Origin of the sequence: Azospirillum brasilense (assembly GCF_003349955.1) — a bacterium.
Classification (GTDB): domain Bacteria; phylum Pseudomonadota; class Alphaproteobacteria; order Azospirillales; family Azospirillaceae; genus Azospirillum; species Azospirillum brasilense_B.
Genome location: NZ_QLKQ01000048.1, coordinates 50648 through 59362 on the forward strand (window position 1 = coordinate 50648; position 8715 = coordinate 59362).

The 8715-nt window shown below is 69.8% G+C and carries 5 protein-coding genes; 2 read left to right on the top strand and 3 right to left on the bottom strand.

Annotated features, from left to right (window positions below; translation table 11 throughout):
- The first annotated feature begins 20 nt into the window (after positions 1 to 20).
- Positions 21 to 2552 carry a circularly permuted type 2 ATP-grasp protein gene (locus tag DXK32_RS20370; RefSeq protein ID WP_114860170.1) on the top strand — a complete coding sequence of 844 codons (2532 nt, stop codon included), beginning with the start codon at positions 21 to 23 and terminating at the stop codon, positions 2550 to 2552.
- Positions 2530 to 3510 (top strand): transglutaminase family protein, encoded by a 981-nt coding sequence (locus tag DXK32_RS20375; protein WP_247877251.1) that lies wholly within the window; start codon positions 2530 to 2532, stop codon positions 3508 to 3510. Before DXK32_RS20370 ends, DXK32_RS20375 begins: the two co-directional genes overlap by 23 nt.
- A gap of 156 nt (positions 3511 to 3666) precedes the next feature.
- On the opposite strand, the gene DXK32_RS20380 is transcribed toward DXK32_RS20375, so the two are convergent.
- From DXK32_RS20380 to DXK32_RS32285, 3 genes are all read right to left on the bottom strand, one after another.
- Positions 3667 to 6804, bottom strand: coding sequence for an efflux RND transporter permease subunit (locus tag DXK32_RS20380; RefSeq protein WP_114860171.1), 3138 nt, complete (start codon positions 6802 to 6804; stop codon positions 3667 to 3669).
- A 4-nt stretch (positions 6805 to 6808) separates the two neighbouring features.
- On the bottom strand, positions 6809 to 7957 hold the full coding sequence (locus DXK32_RS20385; RefSeq protein WP_114860172.1) for an efflux RND transporter periplasmic adaptor subunit: 1149 nt from the start codon (positions 7955 to 7957) through the stop codon (positions 6809 to 6811).
- Positions 7958 to 8099: 142 nt separating this feature from the next.
- Positions 8100 to 8480: a hypothetical protein gene (locus DXK32_RS32285; RefSeq protein WP_162801279.1), complete on the bottom strand. Its 381-nt coding sequence runs from the start codon at positions 8478 to 8480 to the stop codon at positions 8100 to 8102.
- Positions 8481 to 8715 lie beyond the last annotated feature (235 nt).

Genomic DNA, 8715 nt, shown 5'->3' on the forward strand with positions numbered 1-8715 from the left:
CTCCACCGGGGCTGCGTCCGGTGCCGTTCCTTCAGGGGTCGCTGTTCGGCGAGGCCGACGCCATGGGCTACGGCCGTGGCGAGGTCTATGACGAGATGGTCACCGGGCAGGGCCGCCTGCGCCCGCACTGGCAGACCTTCATGGGCACGCTGGGCCCCCTCGACCCGGAGCTGATGGCCGAACGGTGGGAGGAGGCGCGGCGCCTGCTCCACCAGAACGGCGTCACCTACAACATCTACGGCGACCCCAAGGGGATGGAGCGCCCCTGGCCGCTCGACATGGTGCCGCTGCTGATCCCCTCCCACGAGTGGAAGGCGGTCGAATCGGGTCTGATCCAGCGCGCCACGCTGCTGAACGCGGTGCTGGCCGACATCTACGGGCCGCAGACCCTGACGCGCAGCGGCCGGCTGTCCCCGGCGGTGATCCACGCCGACCCCGGATTCCGCCGCGCCGTGCACGGCATTCCGGTGCCCAACGACATCCACCTGCATTTCTACGCGGCGGACCTCGCCCGCGCGCCGGACGGGCGCTGGTGGGTGTTGTCAGACCGCACCCAGGCGCCGAGCGGCAGCGGCTACGCGCTGGAGAACCGGGCGGTGCTGGCGAAGGTCCTGCCGGACAGCTTCCGCCATTGCCAGGTGGAGCATCTGTCGCCCTTCTTCGACGCGTACAAGGAAACGCTGCTGTCGCTGAGCCCGCGCCGCGACCAGCCGCGGATCGTCCTTCTGACACCCGGCCCCTACAACGAAACCTATTTCGAGCACGTCTATCTGGCCCGCTACCTCGGCATCACGCTGGTGGAGGGGGCCGACCTGACCGTGCGCGACCGTCAGGTCTATCTGAAGACCCTGTCGGGGCTGGAGCCGGTGGACGTCATCCTGCGCCGCCTGGACGCCGACTTCGCCGACCCGCTGGAGCTGCGCGCCGACAGTTCGCTGGGCGTCGCCGGGCTGATCGAGGCGGTGCGCGCCGGCAACGTGGTGGTGGCGAACGCGCTCGGCTCCGGCTTCATGGAATCCATGGCGGTCAAGCCGTCGCTGCCCATGCTCTGCCGTCATCTGCTGGGCGAAGAGTTGAAGATGCCGGGCGTCGCCGTCTGGTGGTGCGGCAACGACGACGAGCGCGCCTACGTCATCGAACATCTGGACGGGCTGGTGGTGAAGCCGGCCTTCCCGTCCCTGTCCTTCGAGCCGATCTTCGGCGCCGACCTGTCGTCGGCGGACCGCGCCGCGCTGGTCGAACGCATCAAGGCCCGCCCCTGGTGCTACGTCGCGCAGGAGCGTCTGGCCCTGTCCACCGCGCCGGTCTGGCAGGGCGGGCGGCTGCAGCCGCGCCCGCTGGTGCTGCGCGTCTTCCTCTGCGCCCGCCCGGACGGCAGCTACACCGTCATGCCCGGCGGGCTCACCCGCGTGTCCACCGAATCCGGCAAGCTGGTCGTCTCCATGCAGCGGGGCGGCGGCAGCAAGGACACCTGGATCCTGTCCGGGCGCCGCGCCGAGGCCACTCCGGCGACGCCCCGCCCCCAGCCGGCGCAGGAGCCGCAGCCGACGCCCAAGGCGGCCTCCGCCGACCTGCCCAGCCGGGTGGCCGACAGCCTCTATTGGCTGGGCCGCTACGCGGAGCGGTCGGAGGGAACGGTGCGCCTGCTGCGCTCCACCCACTCCCGCCTGACCGACGGCAACGTGCCGGGCGCGTCGCTGCAGCTCCGTCCCTTGCTTCATCTGATGGCCTGGGAGGGCATGATCCCCTGGGACCTGACACGGGTCACGTCGCTTGGCGGCGGGCGGGCGCTGCGCGCGGCGCTCTACAGCTCCGTGGTCGACCCGGACCACCCCAACAGCCTGCGCGCCCAGGTGCAGCGGGTGCACCGCACCGCCTATTCGGTGCGCGACCGCCTGTCGCTCGACATGTGGCGGGTGGTCACGATGCTGGAGCGGCAGAGCCAGCCGCCGGCGCACAAGCTCGACGCCGCCGCCATGCTGCTGCGGCTGGACGACCTGATGACCAGCCTCGCCGCCATCGCCGGGCTGGAGCAGGAGAGCATGACGCGCGGCCAGGGCTGGCGCTTCCTCGACATCGGGCGCCGCATCGAGCGGGCGCTGCACATCATTTCCGTGATGCGCGGCACCCAGATCCACGCGCTCGACCGCCAGGACGAGCCCGTCCAGGTGGCGACGCTGAGCGTGCTGCTGGAGTTGGGGGAGAGCGTGATGACCTACCGGTCGCGCTACCTGACCAGCGTGCGCCGCCGCCCGGTGCTGGAACTGCTGCTGGCCGACGAGTCCAACCCGCGCGCCCTGGATTTCCAGCTCGCGGCGCTGGAGCGGCATGTCGCCGCCCTGCCCACCGGCTCGCAGGCCGTTCCCGGCGATACCGCGGCCTCGGCCCGCTCGATCCTCGGCGCCGCCCGCGCCTCGCTCCGCGCCTCGGACGCGCTGGACTCCGGCGCCACCCTGCACACGCTGCTCGACTCGCTCGCCCTGTCGCTGCCCGAAATTTCCAACCTCCTGACCCACGCCTATTTCAGCCATGCCTTTGCCCGACCGGCCTGACCTCTCCCCGACCGTGGCCGGCGCGGCCCCCGCTGACGATCACTCCGGCGACGGATTCGGCGTGCGCTTCCGCGTGCGCCACACGACCCGCTACGACTACGCCGAGGACGTGTCGGTGTCGCACCATCTGCTGCACCTGACCGCCCGTCCGCACCCGCGCCAGCGCGTCCACCGCGGCGCGCTGACCATCCTGCCGGCGCCGGCGGTGCAGTCGTCCCACACCGACTATTTCGGCAACACCGTCACCTACGTCGCGATGCAGGAGCCGCACCGGCACCTGGTCGTCACCGCGGAGAGCGAAGTGGAGGTCGGCCCGCCCCCGGCGCTGGACGCCGCCCTCACCCCATCCTGGGAGCATGTGCGGGATTCGCTGGGCGGCCTGAGCGGCCCGGACGACGGGGCGGAGGTGGTCCAGTACCGCTTCGACAGCACGCTGGCGGCGGCCAGCCCGACGCTGCACGACTACGCCGTCCAGTCCTTCACGCCCGGCCGACCGGCGGCGGAGGCCGCGCTGGACCTGATGCGGCGCATCCACGACGACTTCACCTTCGATCCGGCCGCGACGACGATCGCCACCCCGCTGGCCGAGGTGATGCGGCACCGCCGCGGCGTCTGCCAGGACTTCGCCCACATCGTGGTCGGCTGCGTGCGCGCCGTTGGGCTGCCGGCCCGCTACGTCTCCGGCTATCTGCGCACCCTGCCCCCGCCGGGCCGGCCGCGTCTGGTCGGCGCCGACGTCAGCCACGCCTGGGCCTCCGTCTGGTGCGGCGCCGAGGCCGGTTGGATCGACGTCTGCCCGACCAACGCGCGGCGCGCCGACCAGGACTTCATCACCATCGCCTGGGGCCGCGACTACGACGACGTCAGCCCCGCCCGCGGCGTTCTGATGGGGGCCGCCGGCCATACCCTGTCCGTCAGCGTCGATGTCGAGCCGTTGGAGGAGAACGGGGCGCCCTGATGGCCTCTCTAACCCTCTCCCCTCCGGGGAGAGGGTGGCCCGAAGGGCCGGTGAGGGGGTTGCGCTTCTACCGGACGCACCGCCACGCACATCCCCCTCACCCTAACCCTCTCCCCAGAGGGGAGAGGGGATTTGCAATGCCCCCGATGTCGGCGGTCACTCCGCCGGCTGCGGGTGCGCGCCCGTGGGCGGATGGCCCGTCGGATGGCCGGCGGAGCCGTCCACCGCCGGGAGGGGCTTCTTCCTGGCGATGTAGCTGTAGACCGTCGGCACCACGAACAGGGTCAGGAAGGTGCCCAGCAGCATGCCGCCGACGATCACCGCGCCGATGGCCTGCCGGCTCTCCGCGCCCGCCCCGTGGGCGTTGGCGAGCGGCACGGCGCCCAGCACCATGGCGCCGGTGGTCATCAGGATCGGGCGCAGGCGCAGCACGGCGGCCTCCTCCACCGCCTTGCGGATGTCCACCCCCTCGCGCTGGAGCTGGTTGGCGAACTCCACGATCAGGATGCCGTGCTTGGTGATAAGGCCGACGAGCGTCACCAAGCCGATCTGGCTGTAGACGTTCATCGTCCCGCCGGTGAAATGCAGGGCGGCCAGCGCGCCGGTCATCGACAGCGGCACCGTCAGCATGATCACGAAGGGGTCGATGAAGCTCTCGAACTGCGCCGCCAGCACCAGATAGATGAAGGCCAGCGCCAGGACGAAGACGAAGTACAGGCCGGTCGCCGATTCGCGGAACTCGCGGCTCTGCCCCGCATAGTCGGTCTGGGCGGTGGCCGGCAGCACCCGGTTCGCAACATCCTGGAGGTAGCCCAGCGCCTCGCCCAGCGAGGTGCCCGGCGCCAGGGTGGCGGTGATGGTGACGGAGCGCAGCTTGTTGAAGTGATTCAGCTCCTTGGGCGCCACCCGCTCCTCGATGCGGACGAGGTTGGCGAGCGAGATCATCGCCCCGGCGCTGGTGGCGACCCCCGCCTCCGCCGCCGCGGTGGGCGTGCCGCGGACATAGATGGAGGCGATGTCGTCCGGGTTGCGGCGGTCGAGGTCGCCGACCTGGACCACCACGTCGTACTGCTTGCCCTCCTTCTTGAAGCGCGTGACCTGCCGCCCGCCCAGAAGGGTTTCCAGCGTGCGCCCCACCGTCTCCACATCCACCCCGAGGTCGGCGGCCTTGTCGCGGTCGATGGTGATGCGCAGTTCCGGCTTGTTCAGCTTCAGGTCGGTGTCGAGGTTGGTCAGCCCGGGGAACTTCCGCGCCTCCGCCATCAGCCCGTCGACCATCTTCTGCAGCTCGTCGTAGGGCAGCGAGCTTTGGATGACGAAGTTGACCGGCTTGTCCACCGGGCTCTGGCCCAGCGAGGGCGGATTGGTGACGAAGGCGAGGATGCCGGGGATGCCGAACATCTTGGGGAAGAGCTGGGCGGTGATCGCCTGCTGCTTCACGTCGCGCTCATCCCAGTCGATCAGGCGGACGAAGGAGATGCCCTGGTTGACCACCGGGAAGCCGACCACGACGAAGAACTTCTCGACGATGGGGATCTGGCGGAACAGGTCCTCCATCCGCTTGGCGTAACTTTCCGTGTAGTCGAGCGTCGAGCCCTCCGGCGCGATGGCGATGCCGACGATGGTGCCGCGGTCCTCGACCGGCGCCAGCTCCGACTTGAGCCCGGTGAACAGCGTGTAGCTGAGCCCGGCCACCACCGCGCCGACCAGCAGCACCAGCGGACGCGCCTTCAGCGACAGGCGCAGGACAGCGCGATAGCCGTTGGTCAGCCCGTTCAGAAGCCGCTCGATGGCGTTGTAGAGCGCGTTGTGCTTGGTCTGGTGCTTCAGCAGCTTGGAGCACATCATCGGTGACAGCGTCAGGGCGACGAAGCCCGAGACGATCACCGCCCCCGCGAGCGTCAGCGCGAACTCGGAGAAGAGGCGGCCGGTGCGCCCGGTCATGAAACCGATGGGCGCGTAGACCGCGGCCAGCGTGATCGTCATCGCGATGACCGCGAAGCCGATCTCCTTCGACCCCTGCAGGGCCGCCTGGAAGGGCGGCACGCCCTCCTCGATGTGGCGGTAGATGTTCTCCAGCATCACGATGGCGTCGTCGACGACGAGGCCGATGGCCAGCACCATGGACAGCAGGGTCAGCGTGTTGACCGAGAAGCCGAAGGCGTACATCAGCGCGAAGCCGCCGATCAGCGACACCGGGATGGTCACCAGCGGCACCAGCGTGGCGCGGAAGCTGCGCAGGAACACGAAGATGACCAGCACGACCAGGACGATGGCCTCGAAGATCGTGCTGAACACCGCGTCGATGGACTTGGCGATGAAGACGGAGCTGTCATAGCCGACATCCACCCCCATGCCCTCCGGCAGCGCGGCGCGGATCTTCGGCAGCGCCTCGTTCACCGCCTTGGACACATCCAGCGGGTTGGCGGTGGACTGCTTGACCACGCCGATGGCGACGGCGCCGCGCCCGTTGAAGCGGGCGCTGACCCGCTCGTCCCGCGCGCCCAGCTCGGCGCGGCCGACATCCTTCAGCCGGACCAGATAGCCGCCATCGTCGCGCAGGATGATGCGGTCGAACTCCTCCGGCGTGCGCAGGTCGGTCTCCGAGACGACGGTGAACTCCCGCGCCTTGCTCTCGACGCGGCCCGCCGGAATCTCGACGTTCTGCTTGCGCAGCGCGTTCTCCACGTCCTGCGGAGTGACCCGGTAGGCGGCCATGCGCTGCGGGTCGAGCCAGAGACGCATGGCGAAGCGCCGCTCGCCGAAGATTCGCACCTGGGCGACGCCGGGCAGGTTCTGCAAGCGGTCCTTGACGTAGCGGTCGGCGAAGTCCGTCACGTCCAGCGGCGAATGGCGGTCGGAGGAGAAGGCCAGATAGATGATCGGCTGGGCGTCGGCCTCCACCTTCGCGATGACCGGCTCGTCGATCTCGTTGGGAAGCTGGGCGCGCACGCGGCCGACGCGGTCGCGCACGTCGCTGGCCGCTGTATCCACGTTGCGGTCCAGCCGGAAGCGCAGGGTGATCTGGCTCTTCTCCGCGCGGCTGATCGAGGACATCACGTCAATGCCCTCGATGCCCGACAGCGAGTCCTCCAGAATCTGGGTGACCTGGCTTTCGATGATCTCGGCCGACGCGCCCTTGTAGGTGGTCTCGACCGTGACGACGGGCTCGTCGATCTTCGGATATTCGCGCACCGACAGGCGCTGGTACGACACGATGCCGATCAGCATGAGCGCGAGGCTCATGACCGTCGCCAGGACGGGCCGGCGGATGGAGATGTCGGAGAGGACCATCGGCTCAGCTCCCAGCCGGCTTTTCGTTGGCCGGCTTGTTGTTGACCACCACCACCGGGGCGCCGTCGCGGATCTTCAACTGGCCGGCGGTCACCACCACGTCGCCGGGCTGCAGGCCGGCGGTGATCTCCACCTCGGCGTTGCGGCGCTCGCCCAGCGTGACGGTGGTCTGCACCGCCTTGCCATCCACCACCTTGAAGACGAACTGTTTGTTGCCGAAGGCGCTGACCGCCTGCTCGGGCACCAGCACGGCGTTCGGGGTCTGGTCCAGCGTCAGGGCCACCCGGGCGAACAGGCCGGGGCGCAGCGCGCCGTCCTTGTTGGGGACGCGGGCGCGGATCACCACGGCGCGGCCGTTCACGTCGACCAGCGGGTCGATGGCGTAGACCGTGCCGTCGAAGGTCCGCCCGCCGAAGGAGTCCACGGCGACCTTCAGGGTCTGGCCGGTGCGGACGGTTGGCAGATACAGCTCCGGCACCCGGAAATCGAGCTTCAGGGTCTCGATGGCCTCCAGGTTCACGATGTCCTTGCCCGCCGCCACCACGTCGCCCACCGAGACCTTGCGCAGGCCCAGCACGCCGTCGAAGGGCGCGGTCAGGGTCAGCTTCTCCAACTGCGCCTTGGCGAGCTGCACCGCCGCCTCGTCGGACTGGAGCTTGGCGAGCGCCTGCTCGCGGTTGCGGGCCGGGCCGGTGCGCTGGCGGTACAGCTCCTCGGCGCGCGACAGCTCGGCGCGGGAAAAGGCGATGCTCGCCTGCGCCTGGGCCAGCGTGGCGCGGGCGATGGAGTCGTCCAGCCGGATCAGCACCGCGCCCTTCTTCACCGCCTGCCCTTCCAGGAAGGCGATCTCGGAGACCTTGCCCGCCACCTCGGGCCGGATGACCACCGATTCGCTGGACAGCAGCGAGCCGACCGCGGTGACCTGGCGCGACACGGTGCCGATCTTGACCGGCAGGGCCTCCACCGGCATCGGCGGCGCGCCGCCCGGCGGCCCGCCCGCCGCGGGAGCGCCGGCGGAGGCGCCGCCGGGGGACGGAACCTTGCCGGCGAGCAGCGTGTTGATGGTTCCGCCCTGCTTGACGAAGTACCAGTAGGCGCCGCCGCCGAGAGCGACCAGGACCAGAAGGGCGACGATGCGAAGCGTGTGGCGCATGAATACGGAACCCGCGCAGGCCCGCCGGCCCGCCGTACGGGCGCGCGGGGCGTTTCGTGTCAACCGGGCCGCTGTGAGAGGCGGGCGGTAAACTGAACTATATCGTTCAGTTCAGTTCCGGAGTCGAGACGGTTGCACGGGTTCAGGCGCGCGACGGCGGCGAATCGGGCGGCGGATCGGGTTGCACAACCCGGCCCTTCTCCATCTCAAACCGCTCCCCATCGGAAAAAATCACCGTCAGATCAGCGGGTTGACCGGGACCAACGGTGGTGCAGCCACCACGTGGACGAACCGGCGCGCCGTCGAGGCAAAGGCCGGGAGCGCAGCAAGGCGCTTCGCCCGCCGGTAGAACCGCACGAATCCGATCGCCTTCAATGCGAAGGTCGGCAACCAGGACGCCATCCGCGCCGGGTGGCGGGGCGCCCTCGCCGAGGTCCGGGGAGTCGATGCGGGCGCGCTTCAACCAGAACTTCCCGGACGCCAGCAACCGGGCGAGCAGGCAGGCGGAGGTGGACGCGCTCATTCCCCGATCCGATGCAGTGGCGGCGAGACGGTCGTTCGGCCGATGACTCAGCCTGTCACGGAAGCGTAAAGGAAGTTTTGCTCCGGTTGGACTCTTGAACACGACTGGGAAATCGGCGATGTGACAATCCTTGGTCCTCCGACCCTCGCGTTCCAAGGGGTGCCCGATGCTGATCGCCCAGATGTCCGACCTGCATGTGACGGCCCCCGGCACCGCCCCAACCATCCCCCCAACC

What these genes read in the sequence shown, in the direction of transcription:
- DXK32_RS20385 (WP_114860172.1), bottom strand. Translation starts at nt 7,957, where the DNA reads ATGCGCCACACGCTTCGCATCGTCGCCCTTCTGGTCCTGGTCGCTCTC.
- DXK32_RS32285 (WP_162801279.1), bottom strand. Translation starts at nt 8,480, where the DNA reads ATGAGCGCGTCCACCTCCGCCTGCCTGCTCGCCCGGTTGCTGGCGTCC.
- DXK32_RS20375 (WP_247877251.1), top strand. Translation starts at nt 2,530, where the DNA reads ATGCCTTTGCCCGACCGGCCTGACCTCTCCCCGACCGTGGCCGGCGCG.
- DXK32_RS20380 (WP_114860171.1), bottom strand. Translation starts at nt 6,804, where the DNA reads ATGGTCCTCTCCGACATCTCCATCCGCCGGCCCGTCCTGGCGACGGTC.